The organism is Pseudobacter ginsenosidimutans, assembly GCF_007970185.1.
GTDB classification, from domain to species: Bacteria; Bacteroidota; Bacteroidia; order Chitinophagales; family Chitinophagaceae; genus Pseudobacter; species Pseudobacter ginsenosidimutans.
On sequence record NZ_CP042431.1, the window covers coordinates 7331019 to 7354454 of the forward strand.

The 23436-nt window shown below is 48.0% G+C and carries 22 protein-coding genes; 6 read left to right on the plus strand and 16 right to left on the minus strand.

The window, feature by feature from the left end:
- Positions 1 to 18: 18 nt before the first annotated feature.
- Positions 19 to 1125, minus strand: a complete 1107-nt coding sequence (locus tag FSB84_RS28705) for a TolB family protein (RefSeq protein ID WP_130543899.1) — start codon at positions 1123 to 1125, stop codon at positions 19 to 21.
- 154 nt (positions 1126 to 1279) lie between these two features.
- Here FSB84_RS28705 and FSB84_RS28710 point away from each other — a divergent pair, with 154 nt between their 5' ends.
- The 5 genes from FSB84_RS28710 to FSB84_RS28730 all read left to right on the plus strand — a co-directional run bounded on the left by FSB84_RS28710 (position 1280) and on the right by FSB84_RS28730 (position 8009).
- On the plus strand, positions 1280 to 2278 hold the full coding sequence (locus tag FSB84_RS28710; protein WP_158644167.1) for a tetratricopeptide repeat protein: 999 nt from the start codon (positions 1280 to 1282) through the stop codon (positions 2276 to 2278).
- A 10-nt stretch (positions 2279 to 2288) separates the two neighbouring features.
- Positions 2289 to 2939: a ribulose-phosphate 3-epimerase gene (gene rpe, locus FSB84_RS28715; protein WP_130543901.1), complete on the plus strand. Its 651-nt coding sequence runs from the start codon at positions 2289 to 2291 to the stop codon at positions 2937 to 2939.
- Positions 2940 to 2983: 44 nt separating this feature from the next.
- A complete protein-coding gene (locus FSB84_RS28720; RefSeq protein WP_225979917.1) occupies positions 2984 to 5467 on the plus strand; it encodes a TonB-dependent receptor in 2484 nt (827 codons plus the stop codon).
- A 1193-nt stretch (positions 5468 to 6660) separates the two neighbouring features.
- Positions 6661 to 6951 carry a hypothetical protein gene (locus FSB84_RS28725; RefSeq protein ID WP_130543902.1) on the plus strand — a complete coding sequence of 97 codons (291 nt, stop codon included), beginning with the start codon at positions 6661 to 6663 and terminating at the stop codon, positions 6949 to 6951.
- A 332-nt stretch (positions 6952 to 7283) separates the two neighbouring features.
- Positions 7284 to 8009 (plus strand): pyridoxine 5'-phosphate synthase, encoded by a 726-nt coding sequence (locus FSB84_RS28730; protein WP_130543903.1) that lies wholly within the window; start codon positions 7284 to 7286, stop codon positions 8007 to 8009.
- 81 nt (positions 8010 to 8090) lie between these two features.
- Here FSB84_RS28730 and FSB84_RS28735 read toward each other — a convergent pair whose 3' ends face one another.
- From FSB84_RS28735 to FSB84_RS28745, 3 genes are all read right to left on the minus strand, one after another.
- Positions 8091 to 9428: an OmpA family protein gene (locus FSB84_RS28735; protein WP_130543904.1), complete on the minus strand. Its 1338-nt coding sequence runs from the start codon at positions 9426 to 9428 to the stop codon at positions 8091 to 8093.
- 131 nt (positions 9429 to 9559) lie between these two features.
- Entirely contained in the window at positions 9560 to 9982 is a 423-nt protein-coding gene (locus FSB84_RS28740; protein ID WP_130543905.1) for a septal ring lytic transglycosylase RlpA family protein, read from the minus strand.
- A gap of 12 nt (positions 9983 to 9994) precedes the next feature.
- A complete protein-coding gene (locus tag FSB84_RS28745) occupies positions 9995 to 11683 on the minus strand; it encodes a L,D-transpeptidase family protein (protein ID WP_130543906.1) in 1689 nt (562 codons plus the stop codon).
- Between the two features lie 74 nt (positions 11684 to 11757).
- On the opposite strand from FSB84_RS28745, the gene FSB84_RS28750 reads away from it, so the two are divergent.
- A complete protein-coding gene (locus FSB84_RS28750; RefSeq protein ID WP_130543907.1) occupies positions 11758 to 12483 on the plus strand; it encodes a M15 family metallopeptidase in 726 nt (241 codons plus the stop codon).
- Between the two features lie 2 nt (positions 12484 to 12485).
- On the opposite strand, the gene FSB84_RS28755 is transcribed toward FSB84_RS28750, so the two are convergent.
- From FSB84_RS28755 to FSB84_RS28810, 12 genes are all read right to left on the minus strand, one after another.
- A complete protein-coding gene (locus FSB84_RS28755) occupies positions 12486 to 12785 on the minus strand; it encodes a DUF952 domain-containing protein (RefSeq protein ID WP_130543908.1) in 300 nt (99 codons plus the stop codon).
- 4 nt (positions 12786 to 12789) lie between these two features.
- A complete protein-coding gene (locus tag FSB84_RS28760) occupies positions 12790 to 13788 on the minus strand; it encodes a chorismate synthase (RefSeq protein WP_130543909.1) in 999 nt (332 codons plus the stop codon).
- A 15-nt stretch (positions 13789 to 13803) separates the two neighbouring features.
- Complete coding sequence (gene aroA, locus FSB84_RS28765) at positions 13804 to 15078, minus strand: 3-phosphoshikimate 1-carboxyvinyltransferase (protein ID WP_130543910.1); 1275 nt, start codon at positions 15076 to 15078, stop codon at positions 13804 to 13806.
- Positions 15075 to 16100, minus strand: coding sequence for a 3-dehydroquinate synthase (gene aroB / locus FSB84_RS28770; protein ID WP_130543911.1), 1026 nt, complete (start codon positions 16098 to 16100; stop codon positions 15075 to 15077). Before aroB ends, aroA begins: the two co-directional genes overlap by 4 nt.
- A 1-nt stretch (position 16101) precedes the next feature.
- Positions 16102 to 16530 (minus strand): transposase, encoded by a 429-nt coding sequence (locus FSB84_RS28775; RefSeq protein ID WP_130543912.1) that lies wholly within the window; start codon positions 16528 to 16530, stop codon positions 16102 to 16104.
- On the minus strand, positions 16531 to 17619 hold the full coding sequence (locus FSB84_RS28780; protein ID WP_225979918.1) for a chorismate mutase: 1089 nt from the start codon (positions 17617 to 17619) through the stop codon (positions 16531 to 16533).
- Between the two features lie 91 nt (positions 17620 to 17710).
- Complete coding sequence (locus tag FSB84_RS28785) at positions 17711 to 19396, minus strand: DEAD/DEAH box helicase (protein WP_130543913.1); 1686 nt, start codon at positions 19394 to 19396, stop codon at positions 17711 to 17713.
- A gap of 79 nt (positions 19397 to 19475) precedes the next feature.
- On the minus strand, positions 19476 to 19682 hold the full coding sequence (locus FSB84_RS28790) for a hypothetical protein (RefSeq protein WP_130543914.1): 207 nt from the start codon (positions 19680 to 19682) through the stop codon (positions 19476 to 19478).
- Positions 19679 to 20527 (minus strand): prephenate dehydrogenase, encoded by an 849-nt coding sequence (locus FSB84_RS28795; protein ID WP_130543915.1) that lies wholly within the window; start codon positions 20525 to 20527, stop codon positions 19679 to 19681. The genes FSB84_RS28790 and FSB84_RS28795 overlap by 4 nt, the downstream gene beginning before the upstream one ends.
- A gap of 1 nt (position 20528) precedes the next feature.
- On the minus strand, positions 20529 to 21728 hold the full coding sequence (locus tag FSB84_RS28800) for a pyridoxal phosphate-dependent aminotransferase (RefSeq protein ID WP_165434954.1): 1200 nt from the start codon (positions 21726 to 21728) through the stop codon (positions 20529 to 20531).
- The gene (locus FSB84_RS28805) at positions 21725 to 22558 is read right to left on the minus strand and encodes a prephenate dehydratase (RefSeq protein WP_130543916.1); all 834 of its coding nucleotides are present in this window, start codon (positions 22556 to 22558) and stop codon (positions 21725 to 21727) included. The genes FSB84_RS28800 and FSB84_RS28805 overlap by 4 nt, the downstream gene beginning before the upstream one ends.
- Positions 22559 to 22827: 269 nt before the next feature.
- Positions 22828 to 23391 (minus strand): hypothetical protein, encoded by a 564-nt coding sequence (locus tag FSB84_RS28810; protein WP_130543917.1) that lies wholly within the window; start codon positions 23389 to 23391, stop codon positions 22828 to 22830.
- Between the last annotated feature and the right edge of the window lie 45 nt (positions 23392 to 23436).

Sequence of the window (23436 nt, forward strand, 5' to 3'; positions counted from 1 at the left end):
ACCAGTTTTCAGGGAATCTTAATCTTCCCAGTCAGCAATGAAAATATTGGTATCCCTGGTACCGCCATTGTTGCGGTTACTGCAGAAAACGATCTGCCTTCCGGAATAGCTGAACATGGGGAATGCGTCGAAGCCTTTGTCCCTGCTCACTTTCTGCAGGTTGCTTCCGTCGCCGTTCATCGTATACATATTGAAGGGAAATCCTCTTTTGTATTCATGATTGGATGCAAAAATGATGCGCTTGCTGTCAGGCATGAACGAAGGTGCCCAGTTTGCCTGTCCCAGTTTGGTAACCTGTTGTACATTATTCCCGTCTGCATCTGCCACAAATACTTCCATATTGGTGGGAGCAACCAGCCCTTCTGCCAGCAACGCTTTGTATTCAGCCAGCTCTGTTTCATTCCCTGGACGTGATGCGCGCCAGATCAGTTTCTTTCCATCGGGGCTGAACCAGGCGCCGCCATCATAACCTGGCGTATGAGTGATCCTTTTCTCTTTTCCTGTTTTTAAGTCCATCACATACAATTCAAGATCACCATCTTTCACACTGGTGTACACCATCTTTTTTCCATCGGGCGATAAAGTGGCTTCAGCATCATAACCCGCACTATTGGTGAGTTGCTTCACGATCTTTCCATCGAGGTCCGCCATGAAAATATCATAGCTGCCGTATAACGGCCAGATGTATTTATTGCCGTATTTGGATCGATCGGGAACAGGTGGACATTCATCGCCTCCCAAATGCGTGGAAGCATAGATGATATGTTTGCCGTCTTTGGTGAAGAAGCCGCAGGTTGTGCGTCCTTTGCCGGTGCTGATCAATTTGTATTCGAAAGGTTTTCCGGGCTCCGGAATCCGGCCTGCAAAGATCTGATCACAGCTCAAACCGTCTTTCGCACTGGTCCGCTGGAATACCAGCCATTTCCCATCAAAACTGAAATAAGCCTCCGCATTGTCGCCACCAAATGTGAGCTGACGGATATTCCTGAAATGTGATTCACCCGGAAACTGAATGGTGTCCCTGGTTCCGGCCCATTCCGGGATCAATTGAAAAGGTTTGCTGAATGCACTGAAAATGCAGACGGCAAAGAGGATGGCCGCCGGTAACAAAAGAAGCTTTCTCATGATTCACAAAGTTTAAATTGCGGGGTGCGAAGGCGGGGCAAAGGTATTTTTGTAAACCACTATTTTTGTCAGAATATTGTCATAACACACTTGCATAAAAACGGTTAGCTTTGCTGGCCTGCTGTTTGTTTGCAGGATCGATTCAATGAGCATTATGATCAACACCAGGAACAGTTTCATTTTCGGCCTCTGCCTGATCTTGCTTGCAGCCTGCGGAGGCGCAGACCAGTCGGCGAGCGGCCTGTTGAACAAAGCGCCCTACAAGGGATTGACAGATTCCATCGCCCGTTTCCCACAGGACGCGGACTTATATAAGAAGAGAGCCGTGCTGCTTTCGCTCAATAACAAACATGAGCTGGCCACTGCTGATTACCAACAAGCCTGGAAAATGGCGCCCGATGAAAATACAGGTCAGGAATTTGTTGCCAACCTCCTGCTCGTGAACCAGCCACTGGAAGCCGTTGCACTCCTGAAAGAATGCACCGTTAAGTTCCCGGAAAACCCTGAATTCAGGCGCAGGCTCAGTGAAGTGCTGATCCAGACCGGCAATAATTCCGCCGCGCTGAAAGAATACGATGAGATCATCGGGATCGATTCCGCCAATTTCGAAGCCTGGTATGAAAAAGGCGTGCTCTTGGCCAGAACAGGCGATACCACTGCTGCTATCACCTCACTGCAACGTGCATACGAATTACAACCGATCTATTTCATCGGCAATACACTTGCAGACATCTATGCAGCCAGCATGGACCCACGTACAGTCCCCTTCTGCGATACACTTATCGCCAGGGATTCACTCAAGATCCAGGTAGAGCCACATTTTATCAAAGGAAGATATTACGCTGATTCAAAACTTTACCAGGAAGCCTTACAGGAGTTTGAAGCCTGCATCCGCCTCGACTGGAAGTTCACCGATGCACATCTTGAAAAAGGACTCGTGTATTTCGAAATGAAGGATTACAAAAAAGCATTGGAGACTTTCACCTTCACCACCACCGTCTCCAACAGCAATGCCGATGCATGGTACTGGATGGGACGCTGCTATGAAGCGATGGGTGATAAAGAGAATGCCATCGCCAACTACCGCAAAGCCTATGCGCTCGATAAAGGCTTCATCGAAGCCAGGGAAAGAGCCAAACAACTGAACAAATAAACAAATCATTATGCCCATTATTGCCCCCTCTTTGCTCGCCGCTGATTTTCTACATCTGCAGGAAGAATGCGATATGCTGAATAAAAGTGAAGCCGACTGGTTCCACCTGGATGTAATGGATGGCAGATTTGTTCCCAATATCAGTTATGGCCTGCCCGTAATAGAACAGATCCGCAAAACCACTAAAAAGGTTTGCGATGTGCACCTCATGATCCTCGAACCGGAGAAATATGCGGAAGCATTCAAAAATGCAGGCGCCGATATTCTCACCGTTCATATCGAAGCCTGTGTACACCTGCACCGCAACCTGCAACAGATCAGGAGCCTCGGTATGAAGACCGGCGTTGCCCTCAACCCGCATACACCTGTGAGCCTGTTGCAGGACGTGATCCAGGACATCGATATGGTATTGATCATGAGCGTGAACCCGGGTTTTGGTGGGCAAACATTCATCCCCCATACACTCGAAAAGCTCAAACAACTGCGCCGCATGGTGGATGAAAAGAAACTGCCCACCATCATTGAAGTGGATGGAGGCGTAACCCTGGATAATGCCGCTTCCATCGTACAGGCCGGCGCCACAGCACTGGTGGCAGGCAGTAGCGTGTTCAAATCACCCGATCCCATTGCCACTATCGCCCAATTGAAACGGGTTGGGTGATCCGGAAATTTCTACTAATTTCGACAGCACAAAAAATACTGCCGGTGAGAGCTATCCTGCTTACGTTGGTTTACCTGATGCTTATCCTTCCCCAGGCTGCCCTTGCCCAGAAAAAACCTGCGACGCTTTCAGGGAAAGTGGTGGATGAAAATGAAAATCCACTGGCCAGGGTTTCTGTAACCATATTGGGTAAACGAAATGGCGTATCCACTTCCGATTCCGGCACATTCACCATACAAGCGCCTTCAGACAAAGCATTCGCACTGGTATTCTCCTTCACCGGTTACAAATCCGTTCAGCGTAATTTCCTGCTCAGCGAGAACGAAGCTGAATATGTGGTAGTGCGAATGGAACGCGGCACAGGTATGCTGGACTCTGTAGTGGTAACCGATCAACGTCAAAGACGCGAAGCAGGCCTCGTGCTCATCAATCCAAAGAACGCCATCAATATCCCCGCACCCGGCGGCGGCATCGAAAGCCTCATCAAAGTATTTGTTGGATCGAATAACGAACTCACTTCACAATATTCCGTACGCGGTGGCAACTATGATGAGAACCTCGTGTACGTAAATGATTTCGAGATCTTCCGTCCTTACCTCGTCCGGAGCGGACAACAGGAAGGTCTCAGCTTCATCAATCCCGAGCTTGCCCGCAATGTGAGTTTCTACAATGGAGGCTTCCAGGCCCGCTATGGCGATAAGATGAGCTCTGTACTGGATATCCAGTACAAGAAACCCAAAACTTTCGGCGGCTCTGCCTACATCGGATTACTGGAACAGGGCCTGCACCTGGAAGGTGCATCGAAGAACGGCAAATTCACTTATCTCGTTGGCGTCCGTAACAGGAGCAACCGAAACCTGCTCAGCAGCCAGGAAACAAAAGGCAACTATGTTCCCTCTTCCGCCGATCTGCAGGCGCAACTCACGTATCAGATCAATCAACGCAATTCACTTGAACTGCTTGGCAATATCTCCCAGACAAAATTCACGCTGATGCCTGAATACAGCCAGCTGACCAGCAGTGTGTTCTCGCCGCTTTTCAGCGCCAACCTGGGCCTCGACATTTTCTTCGAAGGAAGGGAGGAAGATCGATATCGCACCAATATGATCGGCCTAGCCTGGATCCAGCAGCTCAACAAAAAACTTCGCCTCAAATGGATGGCCAGCCGATTCGAGAACGATGAAAAAGAATCCATCGACATCATGGGCGCCTATCTCTTCGGAGACCGCTCTTTCGATAAAGGCAAGCCGGAATTCGGCATGATCACCAATCCGCTGGGCGCCGGCGTGTACCAGAATTTCGCCCGCAACAAACTCAATATCGCCCTCTACAATTTCTCACACAAAGGAAGCTACGACCAGGGCAAACATTTTATCCAGTGGGGACAAACAGTAGAACGTCAAAGCATAACCGATAAGCTCAATGAATGGGAATACCAGGATTCTGCCGGCTACAATATTCCCTACAATCCCAATATGTTCGAGCTCAGCAAAGTGCTGAAAGCAAAAGCTGATATCGATGTGCTGCGCTTGTCTGGCTACATTCAGGACAATATCATTTTCCACGATTCGTCCGACTTCACATTACAGGCCGGTGTACGTTACAATTACAATGACCTCAACAAAGAGTTCCTGCTCTCGCCCCGTATCGGTTTCAGCTGGAAACCCGGCAACTGGGAACGCGATATCATTTTCCGCGGCGCCGCAGGTCTCTATCATCAACCGCCGTTTTACCGTGAGCTTCGCCGTTATGACGGCACCATCAACAAAGACCTGAAAGCACAAAAAAGCTGGCAGATCGCAGGTGGCATGGATTACAATTTCAGATCCGGCAACCGCCCCTTCCGCTTCACCGCAGAAGCGTACTACAAGAACATGTGGGATGTTGTTCCCTACGATATAGACAATGTGCGGATCCGTTACTTCGGTGAGAACCGCGCCAAAGCCTACGCCACCGGCCTGGAGCTCCGCCTCTTCGGCGAACTGGTGAAGGATGCAGAAAGCTGGGTCAGCCTCGGATTCATGCGTACACGCGAAGACCTCGATAAAGACACTTACTACGATTACACACTCGACGATAACAATAATCCTACCGACAGCACCCTCAAAGAAGGAGGCTGGTTTCGCCGCCCTTCCGACAGACTGGTCACTTTCGGCATGTTCCTGCAGGATTATCTCGCCACCAACAAGAATTTCAAAGTATACCTTAACTTTCTCTACGGCAGCAACCTTCCTTACAATATTCCCAACAGCGTGAAATACCGCAATGCCCTGGAGATCGATCCGTATATCCGAATAGACATCGGCTTCAGCGCCCTCCTGCTCGACAGCGAGAAGAGCAACCGCCGCAGTCATAACCCCTTCCGCAACTTCGAAAATATCTGGGCCACCCTGGAAGTGTTCAATCTCATCGACCGCGACAATACCATTTCCTACATGCTGATCAAGGATTTTTCCAACACAGTATTTGCCATGCCCAACAGGCTTACGCCACGCTTACTTAACCTGAAACTGATCGCCCGTTTTTAGATCAGCCTGATATTAAATTCCATTTCTCACCTATGCATTATCGTTATTCAGCAATTCATTGCTGCCGGCATCAGATTTTCTAAAGGTGACCGATAACCGCTTTGATCGTCCATTTTTCTTCCCAATTCCCACGCTGTTCCCGTTCCGGGACTGGCAGTGCTTGTGCCAAAATCATATGTAGTTGAAAATCAGCTATCCTATACTCTGGCACCAGTTTGGCATTTTGATAAACATCAACCGAACCGGAATATGTCACATCAAAATATTGAATAGAGGATAAGGTAAGGTTGAGGACTCTGGTTGTAGCATTGCTGTCTCGGGTTTGTTCGATTGAGGTGAGGAAACAAACCAACGCGGGAGATTAATTATTGAGCTTTTGTAGCAGAGATGGATCGGTGGAATATTATTAAACTTCTTCGCTTATGTTTCCAAGACCTCAATCGAACATACCCTCGTCAGCATTTCTCCGAATGTGCAACATTCAATGATGATAATTTAGGCAATAACAAATTATTTCAGATTATTTGAACACCAGATCAGTGTTCATTTTTTTTATTTTATGATTCTCCCCAACAGTTGAGTAGTCATAAGTTATTACACTATCCTGTAACCTGCTACAGTACTTCATTTCAGACACTCGTATTCCTGGTCAATATCAAATGATTGATAACAATTATTAGATTACAGTTAATCATTAACGTTACTTCGACAGAGATTCAACCTCATTGAATTGGAAGGTATTTCAAAATAAGTTGCTGCAATGGTCACTGCTATTGATTCATTGCGTTTTATCATGTACAAGATCAATTCCTGTATGCTCAATTGAAATCAACTATTTAATTGCCTTGAATATTTACAAGTTCTATTTCCTCAATCTTCCGGAAAGAAAAATTGCCGCACCTCCAGCTTATGGAGCAAAGGGATAATGAAAAGCTGGCCTTGAAAATGTAAGCGAAGCAGTCCGGCCATATTCCCCTGCCCCATCTTTCCCCACCAGCGCCCAAAAAAGATCCTCCCGCGCCGGTTCATTTTCCAGCCGGCGTTCATTTCCCTTTGCGACCCCAGTTTCCCAGGCTTTTCCAGTTCCGGGAATAAACAAAAGGCCAGCAAACCCATAATCAATTAAAAATCAAACGATTAAGAATCTGGCATTCCCTTAGCATCTCTCTGATCAGAATAACAAATCAAAACTTATGATCAATGAAATGCTGGTAAATCCTGATCCGTTTGCCAGATCGTTTACACTAGAAATCAGTTGCGATCAGAATTTACACGCCATTGTCCGGTTAATTAATTCAGAGGATCGAATTATCAAATTATTCTCCTGGTACCTGCTCAAGGGAGCGAACATCACAAACATCGATGATATCTTATTCACCAGTAGCGGCAAGTGCAGACTGGATGTGATCAATCAGCATGGTGAATTGTTACACAGCATCGATGTGACCCAATCAAATCAGGATGATAGCAACCCCAACCCCTAAATCCTTCAACTGCAGGTCACATTGTTCATAGTTTGATTCATAGGTTAATGGTTAAATGGTTAAATGGTTAATTGGTTATTGGCTCTTGTTTAGTTTTTTCATGTTTTGGTTTTATCAGGTGGTTTTTCATTTTTTCATGTTGGTTTTTAGGTTAAAGGAATGCCCTCTCCCCGTCCCTTTTTTAACCCCAAACCCTAAACCGTAAGTGGCTTTTTGTTTTTCATGGCAAGCACTACCCCCCTTGCCCTAAACCGTAACAGTATTTTTGCTTGATCCCTACCCATGTCCGCTGCCTTGCATCCGAAGGCAGCTTTTTTTTTATAATTTTGGGCATGGCAAAACTTAGTGTCAATATCAATAAATTCGCAACCCTGCGCAATAGCCGTGGCGGCAACAATCCGGATGTAGTGAAAGCCGCTGTGGATGCACAGCTGTTCGGAGCAGACGGAGTAACCGTTCACCCTCGTCCGGACGAAAGGCATATCCGCTACCAGGATGTACGCGATATCAAAAAGATCATTACCACAGAATTCAATATTGAAGGCAATTGCCGCGAGCAAAAATTCATCGATCTGGTGCTGGAAACAAAACCGCACCAGGTGACACTCGTTCCGGATGCTGAAGGACAGCTCACCTCCGATCATGGATGGGATACCATCAGGTACAGGGATTACCTGAAAGAAGTGATTCCTGTTTTCCAGAAAGCTGGTATCAGGGTTTCCATCTTTGTTGATCCTGTGATCGAAATGGTGAACAGCGCAGCAGAAACAGGAACCGACAGGATCGAACTATACACTGAGGGATATGCGAAATCATTCCACGCAGGAAAAGAACAGGCCATTGCTCCTTATGTGGCGGCAGCCAAACGCGCCGCTGAGCTGAAGCTCGGTATCAATGCAGGTCATGACCTGGACCTTGAAAATCTGGCATGGTTTGCGCAGCAGATACCGGCACTGGATGAAGTGAGTATCGGACATGCACTGGTTTGTGATGCATTGTACCTGGGATATGAGAATGCCGTGCAGTTGTATAAAAGACAATTGATGGCAAAAAAATAACACAGAGAACAACTGATAACAACAATAAACAAGAAACCCCGGCCATTGCTGTGCCGGGGTTTTGCATTGTCATTATGGGTATCAGTTATAATGCAGTTTGAGTTCCACGCGCCTGTTCTTCGCACGGCCGGCAGTTGTTTTATTGTCGGCTACGGGGCGTTCCTGGCCATAGCCCGCAGCGTTGATACGATCATCGCTCACGCCCTTTTTCACTAAATAATCATGAACAGCCTGCGCACGTTTTTCGCTCAGTGTAAGGTTCTTATCGGCTTTGCCGGTATTGTCCGTATGACCTTCCACATCCAGTTTGAGATTGGGATCTTCGTTCAGCAGTTTCACCACATCATCCAGTGATTTATGGGATTTTGCCAGCAGTTGATAGCTGCCTGTTGCAAAGAAGATATTCTTCGCAGCCACATCGATCCTTTTCTTTATTTCTTCCTTTACTTCAGGACAGCCCTGGTTGGAAACAGGTCCGGGAAGATCAGGACATTTATCTTCTTCATCATTCACGCCATCTTTATCGCGGTCGGGAACCGGGCAGCCGTCGTAGCGGGCAACGCCTTTCTCGTTGGGGCATTTATCCACTTCATCATTGATGCCATCGCCATCCGTATCAGGAATGGGGCATCCCTGGTAGCGCGCAAGCCCGGGCACATCAGGACATTTATCTTCAGGATCAGGGATACCGTCTCCATCCCTGTCCGGACAACCCTTGAACTGCGCCAGGCCGGGAATATCCGGGCAGGCATCCAGGCTGTCTACGATACCATCACCATCTGTATCTTTTGGTGGCGGCGGAGGAATGGGAACAGGAACGGGTGCTGCCGCTCTTTTCTTTTTACCGATCACACCGGCCAGGCCGATGCTGTGATAGAAATGATAATTGGCAGATTCGGTTACTGGTATACGGTATTGTGAGTTCACCACCAGGAAAGCTTCATTCAGGATGTTGAACTGAACGCCCACACCTGCGGGAATGAATGCACCGAATGTGCCTTTGTACATAGACGCACCTAAACCTGCCTGCAGATAAGGCGATACCACGTACTTGTTGGAGAACATCTTGCCACGTACAGACACATCGCCTTCCAGGAGGAAATTATCTTTTCCGTAAGTAGATCCGTCCCTGCGGATATAATCCAGGAAAGAACCGGCGAGTGTGGTGGTAAAATCAAAATGCCTGTTGAGCCCCTCCATATAATTGATAGCAAGGCCAGGGCTCATGTCTTTGATCTTGCCAAACTTTTTGTCTCTTAATGCAGTTCCCAGGGAAGTGTTCCTTATATTCTGAGCCGACTTGAAGTCGTTAAAGAAAAAGTGGACGCCTAAAGTGGGATTCTGAATATCATCATCCTGGCCAAAAGCAATCTGAGTTAGGGTGAGAAGAAAGAAAAGGTGTAGTAGGATTCTCTTCATAACGAAACAGTTTTGTAATCGTATTGAGCAAAAATAGCGGGGTACCTATTAAAATGAAAAATAATTTATTAACCGCGGTTAATAAGTTAAGGGCTGGTAAAGATTTGCTCACGGATACAACAAAACGAGTGTTACGGGGTGGTGGGCTTGTTCTTGCCTAGATATTCCACTTTCACGCGCGTTAGCCCGTGACCGGTATACCCGAGTGTTTTAGCCGCAATATGACTTAGGTCGATCAGACGTTTGTTCAGGTGATGCATGCGGTCTGTGATCCTGAGGATCACGCTTCGGTTATTCCGGATATTGGTTACACGCACCCAGCAATTGAGCGGAAGCGTATTGCAGGCGGCTGTTAATTTTTTCTGGCTGAAAATCTCGCCATTGGCGGTTTTGCGGCCTTCGAACTTATTGTGATAGAAACTGGCAACTCCATATTGTACTTTGGGGACCTTTCTCTTTTTGGTCATGTGAACACTGTCTTCAACTGCTGACTGGGCTTTTACTACAGCAGGGGTCATGATCGATAAGACAGCATAAAGGGCCCATTTTTTCATAGATAGGGGATTTTATTGGATGGCCTTGTCGGCGAAGTACCTTTCCTTCAGGATCTTGTCTTCTCCATAAATATCTTCATAAATTCTCAATTTTCCATCTTTTCCCTCGCAGGAAAAGTAACGGATATAGATAGGTACTCTTTTGAATCCTGAAACCACATGCTTTTCTTCGCGCCTGATCCAGTTCCTCAATGTATCGGGATGGAAGCGGGCCGTATCGTTCCTTACCAGGAAATCCGCCAGCTTCATGAATTCCTTCACTCTCACACATCCATGGCTCATGGCGCGGTTGCCGCGGCTGAACAACCAGCGTGCATTGGTATCGTGCAGGTATACATCATGTTTATTCGGAAAATTGAACTTCAGTACACCCAGCGAATTATCATCACCCTGACGCTGCTTCAGGAGATAGGGGAAATTCCCCTTGCCAAGCACCGCCCAGTTGATCGTATAAGGATCGATGATACTATCGTTGCGGTCCACTACCATCAGGTTCTCTTTATTGAGATAGTTCACATCCTTTTTGATCTTCGGCAGCATCTCCTTGTAGATGATGCTGTATGGCACGGTCCATTGCGGATAAGTGATGAAATTACTCACGGCAGACGTCAGCAATGGCGTTCGTGTGCGCGCTTGCCCCACAATAACGCGGGATTCCATCGCAATAGTATCTGCATCGTGCACACGCAGATAATAACTGGGCAGATTCACCCAGATATATGTTTCCGGGAAACTGTCCGTTGCCATCTTATAACGGTCAAGCGTAATGGCTACGCGCTTGAACTTTTCCCAGTCGGTATAATTGAGCGCCGCAACGGTATTCTCATTGGGGCGACCGGTTGGTTTCAATCCTTTTTTGGTTTGATAATCTTTCAGCACAGCTCTCCAGGTTGCAGTGTCAACCGGTTCTGTTGCAGAAGGAAGGAGATCCTCTTCGAACAATCTTCTTTGTAATGATCTGTAAAAAGCTGCACTGTCTTTCAGCGGGTAGCTGTAACTGAGTATTGTATATCTTTTGAACGAACCGATGGAATCGAGATAAGCTTTCAGTCCCTGCTTGAGATCGGCATACCCCTGGTAAGTTGGCTCCAGCGCTTGCAGGGTGCCGCTCACATTGCGGGTCTGACGCACCTGGTCCAGTACACCGGGATAATAACCGGGGCCGAGAATGGAATCAGTGCGGATATAAAGACTGTCTTTATAGAAATGTCCCTGTTTCAGATGGCGGGCCACCTGCAGGAAAGCATCAGTCATCATCAGTTCCGCGCGGCTCCAGAGAGCAGCATTCTTGCGTGCAGAGGAATCGCGAACGATCTGATCGCGCATGCTGTTCAATGCGCGGTAATGATAGTCTGAAGGGAATAATCCGTATTCTTTTGAATTGGCGATGAAGCGGAAGAAGTTTTCACCGATGGCATTCCATTGCTCCTGTGTGCACCAGATGGGCTGATGATTGCTGCGCACATAGGCTTCGTTCACCAACCTGTCATCTGCAAGCACCACAGTGTCGTTGAGCCTGCCTTTATTGTCGAGCATGTAAGACAATGCAGATTTGATGTTATCGCTTACGCGGACCTCAAATTTTTCGGGCTGTTCCACAATGTCTTTGTCCTTTGGCTTCTCCCCTCCGCCACAGGCGGTGAGGATCAGCAAAAAAAAGAACGTGCAACCAGTTACTCCTGCATTCAAGTGCTTATTCATGTATTATCCTTATTGTTCCGGTATAAATTTATTGTACCTTACTTCATGATGTAATTCATCGTCACCCAGTTGCAATGCTGTACAAAATACTATTTCACCCCAATATTCCCAAAGTCCTCGTGTTATTTCTTGCCTTACATCATGCAGCTCCGGCTCAGCAGACTGTCACCAGTACTTACGGAGTTCCGGTTGTAGTGCAGAAATCGCAGTATGAAACGGGTGTTGAAAAAGATTCCCTGCATAGGATGGTTGAACTGCGTACGATAATTCCAGGCATTGTATATGATCTCCGGTACGCTACCAAAAACAACTTCATGCACCGGCGAATGTATCCCAAAAATACAAATTCTACTTTTCTCCGCCTGCCAGCCGCCCTGGCGCTGCAGGAAATACAATACGAATTGAATGCCAAAGGTTACGGATTGAAAATATTTGACGCTTATCGTCCCTATTCCGTAACCGTGAGTTTCTGGGAACTGGTAAAGGATCCGCGCTACGTTGCAGAGCCAACAAAGGGTTCAGGCCATAACAGGGGGTTGGCAGTGGATTGCACCATCCTGAATTTAACAGATTCCAGGGAATTGGACATGGGCACAGGATTCGACAATTTCACCGATTCTGCCCATCATGATTTTACCCGGTTACCGCAGACTGTGCTTGATAACCGTCAACTACTCAGGGCGCTCATGGAAAAGTACGGATTCAGGGCCTTCGATACGGAGTGGTGGCATTACTACTGGCCCAATGACAGGGAATACCAGGTGCTGGATATTCCCTTCCGGCAATTAAGATCGAAATAACACTACAGTTTACCGGTCTCAATCACAGCATCGAGATTGATGGGGCCATATATATGCGGATAAGTGGCCGCATTGGATGGGCTCCACTCATAGATCAGCTGGCTTTTCAGTTTCGAAGTATCGATGCTCAGCTTCAGCAATTTCTTTTTTCCTTCGAAATAACGGTGTAGCACATCCGAGATCTGATCTTCCTGACAGCAATGGATGTATCCCTCCTCTTTCAGACTCGGGGTTTCGTAATGGCCTGCCTTCTTTGCAGCAGTCCATTCCGGCTCTGTAGTGATATGAAATATTACAGGCATAGGTTTATAATACTCTTTTGATATGTTGTTCCATCAGCAAAAGGTCTGCCAGCACAATAGCTGCCACGGCTTCCAGCACCACGGGCACACGGAGTGCAATGCAAAGATCATGACGTCCCTTCACTGAAAAAGTTTCTGTTTGCTGCGTTTCCCAGTTCAGGGTCTGTTGTTCTTTCGGCGTACTGCTGGTAGGTTTGATAGCGATGCGGAATACCAGCTCATTGCCATTGGTGATACCGCCTACGATGCCGCCTGCATGGTTGGTAGCTGTTTGTCCTTCCATATTGAGGATAGCATCATTGTGATCACTTCCGAACATACGCGCTGCTGCAAAACCAGTCCCGAATTCGATCCCGCGAACAGCAGGAATGGCAAACACAGCATGACTAAGCAATGATTCTGCAGAATCGAAGAATGGCTCTCCCAATCCTGCCGGCAATCCACTTACACGGCACTCAACTATGCCACCGATACTATCTTTGGCATCGATCGCTTTTTGCAGGCCCTTATCCAGATCAGCTTCGCCCCCTATTTCCAGGATCTTCGCTTCTATATTAACGTTAGCCGTGGCTGCCAGTTTTTTGGCGATCACACCGGCTGCTACCAGGCAGACAGTAAGTCTTCCACTGAAATGTCCGCCGCCCCTGAAGTCTTCGAAGCCGCCGAATTTCTGATGCGCTACAAAATCAGCATGACCGGGACGCGGCACAGAACGCTGTTTTTCATAATCACCGCTTCTTGTATTCTTGTTATCGAAGAGGATGGTCATGGGTGCGCCGGTAGACTGGCCATTGAAGATACCGGTTTTGAAGATGGGCAGATCATCTTCCTTGCGTGGCGTAGTGCCCTTCTGCATGCCGCCTTTCCTGCGTTCGATATCCGTTACGAAATCTTCTGCAGTGAGGGAAAGTCCGGCCGGACAACCATCGATATTCACGCCCACACTTTCTCCATGTGATTCACCAAAGATGGTTACCCTGAATAATCTTCCAAATGCGTTCATAATATTGTCAGTTCATTATTGTAAAGATACGGTAGCGCCCAATTGTTGCAGGTGCGCATAGAAATCGGGGTAGGATTTATTGATGGCATCCGCTGCTTCAATAGTTACAGCTGATGATGCTTTCAATCCTGCTACTGCACAAGCCATCGCAATACGATGATCGTGGTGCGAATAGGTTGTGGCGCCATTCAAAACTTTGCCTCCGTGAATGATCATGAGGTCATCCTGCAGATCTATCTGCACTCCCAATTTACCAAACTCTTCCCGTAATGTAAGGGCGCGATTGCTTTCCTTATGTGTGAGGCGTTGCGCACCTTCGATCACAGTCTTCCCTTCACAGTAAGCGGCTAATGCCACCAGCGGAGGGAAGAGATCAGGACATTCGGTTGCATTGAAATGGAATGCTTTCAAACGAGCAGGACCTATTTCAATCTTATCTGTCTGCACACTAATTTTTGCCCCGCTGCTCATCAACGCCTGCAAAACCGCGCGGTCTGCCTGCGTGGAGAAAACATCCAATCCGCGTACGGTGATATCTCCTGCGATGGCGCCTGCCACCAGCAGGAATGCGGCTCCGCTCCAATCCCCTTCCACAGTATATTCCAGCTCACCGCTCTTTGGTGCTGAAGCATTGGCAGGAAAATAGAAAGATCCATAATTCCTGTTTTCCACTTTCCATCCGAAATCTTCCATCACCTTTAAAGTAAGGTCGATATATGGTTTGGATTTGAGATCAGTAACGGTGAGGGCTACGTCGGAAGCGCCTGCTGCTGCATAAGACATCAGCAATCCTGTGAGGAATTGAGAGCTAAGCGATCCATCCACAGTGATGGGCGCTGGTTTCAGCGGCCCTTTGATGATCAAAGGGAGCCTGCCTTTGTTGGATTGAATATCTACACTTAACTGCGGCAACACTGTGTCAAAAAAATCCATTGGTCTTGTTGTAAGACTTCCGGTTCCGTTGATGGTAATGGTTCTGTCTGCCAGTGAGATGATGGGCGTGAACATGCGTATGCCCAATCCGCTCTCGCCGCAATTCACTTCATCCTTTACAGGCTGAACGCCGTTGCTGGTTACACGTAATGTTCCATCCGCCTGCTTTTCAGCGATTGCACCCAATGCAGTGACCACGCCGATGGCGGCCTGATCATCATTGGAATGACCAGGATTATGAATGATGGTGATGCCCTTTCTCAATAAAGCGGCTGCGCATGCCCGTTGCATCGAGCTTTTACTCGCAGGCGCTACAATATCCCCTTCAATACCCGATGGTTGTACTATTGCGATCATGCCGGTAATTCCTGGATTAATGTTTGCAATTGATTCATCGGGATCTGTTGTACGATCCCTTTTCCGATCTTTTCCAACAACACATAATTCATGCTCGTTCTTTCCTTCTTCTTATCTTTCTTCAACACTTCGAATGCTGCATTGTGATCATATTCGGCATAAGTAGGCAGGCCATACTGGCTCAATACTTTCACTACTCTTTCCGTTTCTTTGAAACCCGCCAGGGCAGCCGATAAATGACAGGCAGCCGTCATTCCGATGGAAATAGCCTGGCCATGTGACAGTTCATACATATTCTCGATTGCATGCCCAAGTGTATGTCCAAAGTTCAGCAGGCGGCGGTCGCCCTGTTCAAACTCATCCTTTTCCACCACTTTCGATTTGAGCATGGCATTGCGGAGAATGAGTTTGCCCAATGCAGATTTATCTTTTTTGTAGAAGTTCAGTTTTTTGCTTTCCAGCTCTTTGAACATGGCAAGATCCCTGATACAACTGTGTTTGATGATCTCGGCAAAGCCGTTGATCCATTCAGCGTCCGGTAAGGTTTTCAGCAGGCTGTAATCGTAAAGCAGGAAATCCGGTTGACGGATAGTCCCTACAAGATTCTTGTAGATTCCAACATCTACGCCGTTCTTGCCGCCGATACTGGCATCCACCATCGCGAGTATGGTGGAAGGGACGAAGCCGCAACGGATCCCACGCATATAGATAGCCGCTACATAACCGGTGATATCTGTTACAACACCACCGCCAACGCCAACCAGAGTTGTCTTGCGGTCGGCACCGGATTCGATGAGTTGTTCTATCACACTGTCTACCGTTGCCTGCACTTTGAATGCTTCACCGGGTTTGAGTACGATGCAGTTCCAGCCTTTGAACTTTTTTGCCTGGGCCTGAAATATATTCTCATCGGTGATGATCACTGTATGCTCCTTCCCTGCCAGTTTTTCCAGCATGGTGAAGTCAGCATCGAAGTAGTAATCAACCTTCTTTGATGAGAACTGACATGATTTTTTTTGCATGCTATAGTTGTACTTTATCGAAAACTTCCAGTTCGCTTTCGAGCGATTTGGTCTTATGGTATTCTTCCTGCTTGCCGATGAAATCCGCTACCTGCTTCACTCCTGAAGGACTTACCGTGTAGGCGGCAAAGTTCTCCTCCCATTCAAACGGTTCTGTCAGCAGATTGGAATTGTTGATCCAGCCGGACGCTTCCGTTTTGAGGGCTTTCATTACCTGCAGGAGATTCTGCGCAGGATGCAATTGTATCAGCAAATGCAGATGGTCTTCCACGCCGTTCACTGCCGTTACTTTGGTTCCCTTTGCAGACGCGTCTTGCTGCAGGTGCGCAAACAATACGGTACGGATGGGTTTCTTCAGTAATGGCCTGCGTTCATGAACGGTTACGATCACATGAACAAAGAGCCAGATCTTATGGTTTTGATTCGCCACTTAATCGTTCATGATCTTGTTCTGGTGGTTGATACTTTCCATGTGCACAGCGTCGAAATACTTTGTGATGAATTCTTTGCTCAGGCCGAGCTTATCACCCTGTTTGAAGGCGCGCTCCAGGATCTCGTTCCAGCGGTTGGTTTGCAGGATGGTGATCTCGTTGTTCTTTTTGTACAAGCCGATCTGTTCTGCCACTTTCATACGCTGTCCGAGGATCTGCATCAGTTCATCATCCAGGTGGTTGATCTGCTGGCGGAGCTTTTCGAGGGCTGCATGGAATTCTTCGGAGGCGGAATCTTCTTTTCTCCAAACGATCTCGTCGAGCATTTCAGCGAGGCGCTCGGGCGTTACCTGTTGTTTGGCATCGCTCCAGGCTTTGTCGGGGTCGATATGAGATTCGATGATGAATCCGTCGTAGTCGAGGTTCACAGCTTTCTGCATTACGTCCAGGAGGATATCTCTTCTTCCACAGATATGCGAAGGGTCATTGATGAAGGGAAGCTCGGGATTGCGGCGTTTCATTTCGATGGCGAGGTGCCACATGGGGGCATTGCGGTATTCGGAGTTACCGTATGCGCTGAATCCGCGGTGGATCAGACCGATCTGGTCGATCCCTGCCTTAGCTACGCGTTCAACAGCGCCGGTCCACAATTCGAGGTCGGGGTTGATGGGATTCTTGATCAGTACAGGCAGTTTCACACCTTTGAGTGCATCAGCCACTTCCTGTACGCTGAAGGGGTTAACAGTGGTGCGGGCGCCGATCCAGAGCACGTCTACATCAAAGTGAAGCGCATCTTCCACCTGTTTGGCGGTGGCCACTTCCACGGTGATGGGGAGACCGGTAAGTTTCTTTGCCTGTTGCATCCAGGGAAGTCCCTTGGTGCCGATGCCTTCGAAGGAACCGGGACGTGTACGGGGTTTCCAGATACCGGCGCGGAGCATGTTCACTTTTCCGGTTTTTGCGAGACGCTGCGCTGTTTCCAGCACCTGCTCTTCGGTTTCTGCGCTACAGGGGCCTGAAATGATCAGGGGACGTTTCTTCCAGGTTGCCTGCACTGTTTCCTTCATGGTTGTTTCACTAACTGTCATACAATGAATTTGAAAATTTGAATATGTCTGTGTCTTGATTTCTTGTTTTCCAGCCGGCAGACGTATTCAAATTTTCAAATCCTGTTTTGAATTATCGTCTGCTGTCTGCGTCGTTCATTCTGATCCTTCTACCCTTGTAGTTCTTGCCATCGATGGCGCGGATCATTTGTTGTGCTGCACGTTTATCGATCTCGATCCAGCTGTTCATTTCTTTCATATCGATCCTGCCGAGCACATCTTTTCTGAGATCGCTCATATCCAGGATGAACTGGAGGAAACTGGCCTTATAGAAGCCGTCCTTGGTGCCGAGGTTCACAAAAAGGCGGGCATAATCTCCACCACCGCCGAACTCACGGCCACGTGTATCCCGGCGGGCATTCCTGTCGCCATTGCGCTCGAAACGTCCGCGGTCCTGTCCACGGTCCAAGGTTCTTTCCCTGCGTGCATCCGGACGAACATTGAGGTCTTCTGCGTTCTCATAGTATTTGAGGAAGCGGTCGAACTCCATGGCTGCCACGCGCTTCAGCACTTCTTCCTTGGTCATGTCTGCGAACTTCTCTTCCAGCATGGGAACATAGGTTTCATAGTCGCCATGGCTGATATCGGTCTGCAGCAGTTTGTCCATGAAATGGTAGAACTGCTTGCGGCAAACATCCTTTCCGCTGGGGATCTCCAGCTTGTGGAATGGCGCCTGAACGATGGATTGGATCTGGCGCATCTTGCCGGTTTCACGTACATGCACAATCGACATACAGATACCGGTATTACCAGCGCGTCCTGTACGGCCACTGCGGTGCGTATACACTTCCACATCATCCGGTAACTCGTAATTGATCACATGCGTGATATCTTTTACGTCGATACCCCTTGCGGCCACATCCGTTGCAATTAAGAGCTGTAAGGTCTTTTCACGGAATTCGCCCATTACCTTATCGCGTTGCTGCTGTGTCAGATCTCCATGCAGTGCATCGATATCGTAGCCTTCGCGGGTAAGTTTTTCGGCAATCTCCTGTGCGTCTGCCTTGGTACGGGTAAAGATGATCCCATAGATACCCGGGTTGAAATCGATCAGTCTTTTCAGCGCCTGGTACCTGTGCTGTGCAGAGGTAACATAGTACTGGTGATCGATATTCTTGTTGGCGGTGTTCACCTTTCCTACCGTGATCTCGAATGGTTCCTTCATGTAGCGTTTGCTAACACGTTTGATCTCCGGTGGCATGGTAGCGCTGAAGAGCCAGGTGGCCTCACGGTTAGGGGTATTCTGAAGGATGAATTCGATATCATCCTTGAAACCCATGTTCAGCATTTCATCAGCCTCATCCAGCACCACATATTTGATCTCTTCGAGATTGATCGCTTTGCGTTCGATCAGGTCAATCAGGCGGCCGGGTGTTGCCACCACTATCTGCACGCCTCTTTTCAGTTCCCTGATCTGTTGCCCGATGGATGCTCCGCCGTACACTGCGGCCACATACATCTGGGGCAGGAATTTCTTGAAACCTTCCAGTTCGGTAACGATCTGGAGGCACAATTCTCTTGTAGGGCAAACTACCAGCGCCTGGGGGTGTCTCTGTTTCTCTTCTACAAGGTGCAGTAAAGGCAATCCGAATGCGGCTGTTTTCCCCGTACCGGTCTGTGCCAGCCCCACCAGGTCTTTGGTGCCGCTGAGCAACACAGGAATCGCTTGTTCCTGAATAGGTGTCGGGTTTTTATAGCCAAGTGCATCGGTAGCCTGTACCAACCTGGCGTCTAAACCCAACGCGTCGAAAGTCGTCATAAAGTAAAAAATTTGCGCAAAGGTACTGCTTACGGCGGCGATGGCCTAAATTATCCTTCCAAAGAGCTGAAAAGCAATGCTAGCGCAGCAAAAAGAACGCAGCAATGCCCAGGCATAAGAGCCCTGCTGCGAGATTCACCCACAGCTTATAGTTTTTCCCCAGAGCCAGCTCCATCCTTTCGGACTTTGCGCTACCCCAGAATAACCATTTTGATCTTGAAATGGCCAGATACAGGCAGATGATGCCGAACCCGGCAAAGAACAGGGTATCGAAATTCCAGTTCATTTGATGATCCTCCTGATTTTATTGGCCTGCTCTATCAGTTCCTGCAGGTACTCGAAGTTCTCCTTTTCCAGGCAGGATTTGAATTTCCGGAGCTGACTGATATGCTCGTTCAATACATCCAGCACATGCTCTTTGTTCTGCATGAAGATCGGCACCCACATAGCAGGGTTACTCTTGGCCAGCCTCACAGTGCTTTCGAAACCACCGCCTGCCAGTTCGAAGATGGCATCTTCCTCCTTCTCTTTTTCCAGCACCGTATTGGCCAGGGCAAAAGAAGTGATATGGGAGATATGGCTCACATAGGCTGCGTGCATATCATGACTGTCTGCATCCATATAGCTCAGGCGCATACCCAGCTGACGGTACACGTTCTCGATGATATCCACGATCACGGGATCGCTTTTTTCTTTCTCACAGATCACGCAGGTCCTGCCGGTGAACGCGTCCTGTACCGCTGCTTCCGGACCGCTGTACTCGGTACCCCACATCGGGTGAGTGGCTACAAAACGATGACGCATCGGATGATCTTTCAGTGATGCACAGAGTACAGATTTTGTAGAGCCCGCATCCACCACTATTTGTTTATCGGTCACCAGGTCCATGATCTGTTTCATCACAGGGATGGTAGTATCTACCGGGATGGCAACGTAGATGAGATCGCTGTTGCGGACTGCGTCTTCGAGGCTCATGGCTTCATCGATCAATCCGAGCCCGAGCGCTTTATCGGCGCTGGATTTGGTGCGGCTGACGCCGATCACTTTTTTGGTGAGGCCGAGATTCTTCAACGCCAGGCTGAAGGATCCGCCGATCAGGCCCACACCTACTATGGTAACTGCATTGAACATGCTATGCTGTAACTTTTGCTGTTGTTAAGAAATGCTGCACGCGATCGATGCTCTGTTGCAGTTTTTCTTCACTGCTGCAGAGGCTCACGCGCACATATGGATTGCCGGCATTGCCGAAGATGCCGCCGGGCGTGATGAATACATTGGCATTGTACAATACTTCATCACTCAAAGCAAATCCATCTTTATATCCTGCCGGGATCTTCGCCCAAACGAACATGCCTGCCTGGCTTTCATCGTACACGCAATTCAGCAGCGTGAGTAACTCAAACACTTTTGTTCTGCGCGCGCGATAAATGCTGTTCACCTGATCGTACCATTCTTTCGGAAGACCTAGCGCAGTAGCTGCCGCCAGTTGCAAAGGCAGGAACATGCCGCTGTCCATATTGCTTTTGAAGCGCAGCACTTCATCGATGCGCTCTTTGGCGCCGCAGAGTGTGCCTACTCTCCAGCCTGCCATGTTCTGACTTTTGCTCAGGCTGTTCAGTTCCACCACGCAATCCTTCGCGCCTTCCACACTGAGCAAACTGGTTGGTTCATCATTCAAAATGAAGCTGTATGGATTATCATGACAGATCAAAATATTATGTTGTTTGCCGAAAGCCACCAGTTGTTTGAAAAGAGATGCTTCAGGCAATTTGCCGGTTGGCATCTGCGGATAGTTCACCCACATCAGTTTCACTGTGCCCTTACTCTGTTGGTTAAGCGCAGTTACTTCCTTTCCGAGTTGCTCCAGGTCAGGGAACCAGTTATTTTCCTCTGTAAGCTCGTAGGGAACAGTAGTTCCGCCTGCGAGCTTCACAGCGCTGCTGTAGGTAGGATAACCGGGATTGGGAATGAGGGCCATATCGCCTGCATCCAGGTAGGTCATGCAGATATGCATAATGCCTTCCTTGCTGCCGATCAGCGGCAGGATCTCGGTATCAGGGTTCAGTTCTACTTTGTACCATGTTGCATACCAGTCTGCCACTGCCTTGCGCAGCACGGGAGATCCCTTGTAAGATTGATAGGCATGCACGTTAGGCTTGGCGCTTTCCTCCTGCAGGGTCTTGATCACATCAGGATGCGGCGGCAGATCAGGAGAACCGATGCCAAGATTGATGATCTGTTTGCCCTGCTGATTGAGGCCGTCTATTTCCCTGAGCTTTTGTGAGAAATAGTATTCACCAATTCCTTCTAATCTTTTGGAGGTAGTTATCATACGATCGCTTTGCCTTTTTTGTAAACACCGTAAACTTTGAGTTCGGTGGTGATGGGTTTGATCTGGCTGATCACGGTTTCGAACTGGTCAAGGGTATCGAATTCCATGTCAGCATGAAAGCTGTACTGCCAGTCGCTTCCCGGAATAGGGAAACTTTGCAGTTTGCTGAGGTTGATGCCTCCGTCTGCGATGCGGGTGAGCACGCGTGCGAGGCTTCCCCTGCTGTGGTCTGTATTGAAATTCACAGATGCTTTATTGGCGTCTGCTACAGTTTCGGCTATATCTTCCCGTTGGATCACCAGGAAGCGCGTGTAATTGCTTTTCATGGTGTGGATATTGGGAGTAATCACATCCAGTTCGAAGAGGTCGGCCGCCAGTTTGCTGGCGATGGCCGCAATATGTTTGCTTTTGTGCTGGTGTAGTTTTTTTGCACTGAGTGCAGTGTCTTCTGTTTCCACCAGCTTCCAGTCGTATTTGTCCAGGTATTCCAGGCATTGCTGAATGGCCATATGGTGACTGTGAACTTCGCGTATATCTTCCAGTTGTACGCCGGGGTTCACTAAAAGATGTTGTTTGATGGGGAGGTAAACTTCTCCTACGATGCGGAGACTGCTTTTCTGCAATAAGCTGTAGTTGGGGAGGATGCTGCCGGCAATGGAATTTTCGATGGCCATTACGCCGCCATCCGATTCCTTTTTATTGCCCGCGATCTTCACCACTTCGCGGAATGTGGCGCAGGGTATCACTTCAACATCCTTTCCGAAGTATTGCTGGGCGGCTACCTGGTGAAAACTGCCTTCGTATCCTTGTATCGAGACTTTTGTTGACATAATGGACTGATCTGAAACGATTAGTAAAAACAAAAGTCCCGGCGTTTGGCCGGGACTTCTTATGTTGATTTTTTTATCTCCTAATTTGTTTTCAACAAAAGCATTCCCGGCCTCGTACTAAAATAGTAAAAGCTAAAATAAAAGAAACCGTATGCCTTGTTGATGTTCATTGAATCAAAAGTAATCACAAAACGTGAAATGCAAAATAAATTTTTGGAGAATTGCAGAAAATTATAGTGAACAAATGTTCGTTGAATCCGCGCAAATGCTTACTCAAGGCGCTTCTGCATCTGTTCATCAATTTTTTTGAAAAGATGGAATGGCTTGTAGGTTCGCCAGTTATCCAGTTCCATCAGTTCGAAGTAGCGGTGTAGTTTAGCCCTTTTGAAATCGTACTGTGTTTGTTCTGGCATATTAAGGATCACTACCCAGCCGTTCTCATCGGTGACTTCATCGAACCATTCTTCGTAGTATTCTTTATCGGAACTATGGAAGTTGAGTACATTCTCTGCAATGAGGATGAACTTGTTGATGCCTTCATAGATAAAGGGATCGGCCACTTCGCGTTTGAGTTCCATGATATCGTTCTCGATGGCATCGTTCCACTCTCCTATCAGTTCTATTACCGCATAATGCTCTTCATAATCCGCCATCAGCACTTTCAGGTACATGGTGCGGCTTCCGAAATCATCCCATTGCGGATGGATATAATAATTGTAAATGGTTTGAGTGAACTCAAACTCCGAATATACGCGCCCATAGAACGGAGATCGTTCATCCTGCTCACTTGTATAGATGTGACGCCAATTGTAAAATGGTTCTATATCATGCATAACTGTATACAATTTACGGTCATGCGGGCGCCCTTTCCAAATATT

What these genes read in the sequence shown, in the direction of transcription:
- FSB84_RS28705 (WP_130543899.1), bottom strand. Translation starts at nt 1,125, where the DNA reads ATGAGAAAGCTTCTTTTGTTACCGGCGGCCATCCTCTTTGCCGTCTGC.
- FSB84_RS28710 (WP_158644167.1), top strand. Translation starts at nt 1,280, where the DNA reads ATGATCAACACCAGGAACAGTTTCATTTTCGGCCTCTGCCTGATCTTG.
- rpe (WP_130543901.1), top strand. Translation starts at nt 2,289, where the DNA reads ATGCCCATTATTGCCCCCTCTTTGCTCGCCGCTGATTTTCTACATCTG.
- FSB84_RS28725 (WP_130543902.1), top strand. Translation starts at nt 6,661, where the DNA reads ATGATCAATGAAATGCTGGTAAATCCTGATCCGTTTGCCAGATCGTTT.
- FSB84_RS28730 (WP_130543903.1), top strand. Translation starts at nt 7,284, where the DNA reads ATGGCAAAACTTAGTGTCAATATCAATAAATTCGCAACCCTGCGCAAT.
- FSB84_RS28735 (WP_130543904.1), bottom strand. Translation starts at nt 9,428, where the DNA reads ATGAAGAGAATCCTACTACACCTTTTCTTTCTTCTCACCCTAACTCAG.
- FSB84_RS28740 (WP_130543905.1), bottom strand. Translation starts at nt 9,982, where the DNA reads ATGAAAAAATGGGCCCTTTATGCTGTCTTATCGATCATGACCCCTGCT.
- FSB84_RS28745 (WP_130543906.1), bottom strand. Translation starts at nt 11,683, where the DNA reads ATGAATAAGCACTTGAATGCAGGAGTAACTGGTTGCACGTTCTTTTTT.
- FSB84_RS28750 (WP_130543907.1), top strand. Translation starts at nt 11,758, where the DNA reads ATGCTGTACAAAATACTATTTCACCCCAATATTCCCAAAGTCCTCGTG.
- FSB84_RS28755 (WP_130543908.1), bottom strand. Translation starts at nt 12,785, where the DNA reads ATGCCTGTAATATTTCATATCACTACAGAGCCGGAATGGACTGCTGCA.
- FSB84_RS28760 (WP_130543909.1), bottom strand. Translation starts at nt 13,788, where the DNA reads ATGAACGCATTTGGAAGATTATTCAGGGTAACCATCTTTGGTGAATCA.
- aroA (WP_130543910.1), bottom strand. Translation starts at nt 15,078, where the DNA reads ATGATCGCAATAGTACAACCATCGGGTATTGAAGGGGATATTGTAGCG.
- aroB (WP_130543911.1), bottom strand. Translation starts at nt 16,100, where the DNA reads ATGCAAAAAAAATCATGTCAGTTCTCATCAAAGAAGGTTGATTACTAC.
- FSB84_RS28780 (WP_225979918.1), bottom strand. Translation starts at nt 17,619, where the DNA reads ATGACAGTTAGTGAAACAACCATGAAGGAAACAGTGCAGGCAACCTGG.
- FSB84_RS28785 (WP_130543913.1), bottom strand. Translation starts at nt 19,396, where the DNA reads ATGACGACTTTCGACGCGTTGGGTTTAGACGCCAGGTTGGTACAGGCT.
- FSB84_RS28790 (WP_130543914.1), bottom strand. Translation starts at nt 19,682, where the DNA reads ATGAACTGGAATTTCGATACCCTGTTCTTTGCCGGGTTCGGCATCATC.
- FSB84_RS28795 (WP_130543915.1), bottom strand. Translation starts at nt 20,527, where the DNA reads ATGTTCAATGCAGTTACCATAGTAGGTGTGGGCCTGATCGGCGGATCC.
- FSB84_RS28800 (WP_165434954.1), bottom strand. Translation starts at nt 21,728, where the DNA reads ATGATAACTACCTCCAAAAGATTAGAAGGAATTGGTGAATACTATTTC.
- FSB84_RS28805 (WP_130543916.1), bottom strand. Translation starts at nt 22,558, where the DNA reads ATGTCAACAAAAGTCTCGATACAAGGATACGAAGGCAGTTTTCACCAG.
- FSB84_RS28810 (WP_130543917.1), bottom strand. Translation starts at nt 23,391, where the DNA reads ATGCATGATATAGAACCATTTTACAATTGGCGTCACATCTATACAAGT.